2 protein-coding genes are annotated in these 1,656 nt (G+C 70.2%); both read left to right on the top strand.

Annotation, left to right across the window (positions count from 1 at the left end):
• Nucleotides 1–1,116: glycine cleavage T C-terminal barrel domain-containing protein (locus IQ782_RS29535; protein ID WP_240989679.1), on the top strand; the 1,116-nt coding region annotated here is incomplete at its 5' end.
• Between the two features lie 10 nt (nt 1,117–1,126).
• Nucleotides 1,127–1,656 (top strand): sarcosine oxidase subunit gamma (locus IQ782_RS29540; RefSeq protein WP_194138231.1); only part of this gene is annotated, 530 nt, incomplete at its 3' end.

The following is a 1,656-nucleotide window of genomic DNA, read 5'->3' on the forward strand; positions in this document are numbered from 1 at the left end:
CCGGTCGGCCAGTGGCGCCGGGCCTGGTACTTCCCCGAGAAGGGCGAGGACATGGAGGCCGCGGTCAGCCGCGAGTGCCGCGCCACCCGCAAGAGCGTCGGCATCTTCGACGCCTCGACGCTGGGCAAGATCGAGGTCGTCGGCCCCGATGCGGTCGAGTTCATGAACCGCATGTACACCAACCCCTGGACCAAGCTCGCGCCGGGCCGCTGCCGCTACGGGCTGCTCTGCGGCGACGACGGCTTCATCCGCGACGACGGCGTCATCGGCCGCATGGCGCAGGACAAGTTCCACGTCACCACCACCACCGGCGGTGCCGCGCGCGTGCTGAACATGATGGAGGACTACCTGCAGACCGAGTGGCCCGACCTGAACGTCTGGCTGACCTCGACCACCGAGCAATGGTCGACCATCGCGCTCAACGGCCCGAACGCCGCCAAGCTGCTGGCGCCGCTGGTCGAGGGCGTCGAGCTGACCGAAGAGGCTTTCCCGCACATGTCCTGCGTGGAATGCACCGTGGCGGGCATGCCGGCGCGCCTCTTCCGCGTCAGCTTCACCGGCGAGATCGGCTTCGAGGTCAACGTGCCCGCACCGATGGGCCGCAAGCTCTGGGAGACGCTCTGGGAGGCGGGTCAGAAATACGACATCTGCGCCTATGGCACCGAGACCATGCACGTGCTGCGCGCCGAGAAGGGCTACATCATCGTCGGCCAGGACACCGACGGCACGGTCACGCCCTATGACGCTGGCATGGGCTGGGCCGTGGGCAAGTCGAAGCCCGACTTCGTCGGCAAGCGCGGCCTGGCGCGGCCCGACCTGGTGGCCGAGGGCCGCAAGCAGCTGGTCGGCCTGCTGACCGAGGATGGCAGCAAGCTCGAGGAGGGGGCGCAGATCGTCTTCGACCCGAAGCAGGCGATCCCGATGACCATGGTCGGCCACGTGACGTCTTCGTACAACTCGGGCGCGGCGGGCCGTCCCATCGCGCTGGCGCTGGTGCAGGGCGGCCACGGGCGGATGGGCGAGACCGTGCACATCCCGATGCCCGACCGCACCATCGCGGCGAAGATCACCGGACCGATCTTCGTCGACCCCGAAAACGCCCGCCTGAAGATCTGAGGAGGCCCTGATGAACGCTCCGCTTTCCGCCTTCCCGCCCGCCACGCTGGCCGAGACCTCGGCCGCCAAGGTGAGCTCGATCCTGCCCAAGGTGCGCTTCTCGCTGCGCGCCCGCGGTGATCTGGCGCCGCTCGAGCAGGCGCTCGGCGTGGCGCTGCCGCGCAAGGTCGGCGAGACCGTCAAGGGCGCCGTGGAGGTGGCCTGCCTCGGTCCCGACGAGTGGCTGGTGCTGGCCGCCGAGGCCGCGCCGGTGGCAGGCGCCTGCGCCTCGGTCTACGCGGCCCTGCCGCACAGCCTGGTCGAGATCTCGGCCCGCGAGGTGACCTTCGTCATCGAGGGGCCGCGCGCGCCTGAGCTGATGACCCTCGGCTGCGCCCGCGACATCGACGGCCTCAAGGTCGGCTCCGCCCGCCGCACGCTCTTCGACGGCGCGACGGTCACCCTCTGGCGCGACGCCGAGGACCGCTTCCGGATGGACGTCTGGAACAGCTTCGCCCCGCACCTGCTGCACCTGCTGCAGGTCGGCGCACGTGAACTCGC

Origin of the sequence: Salipiger mangrovisoli (assembly GCF_015223355.1) — a bacterium.
Classification (GTDB): Bacteria; Pseudomonadota; Alphaproteobacteria; order Rhodobacterales; family Rhodobacteraceae; genus Salipiger; species Salipiger mangrovisoli.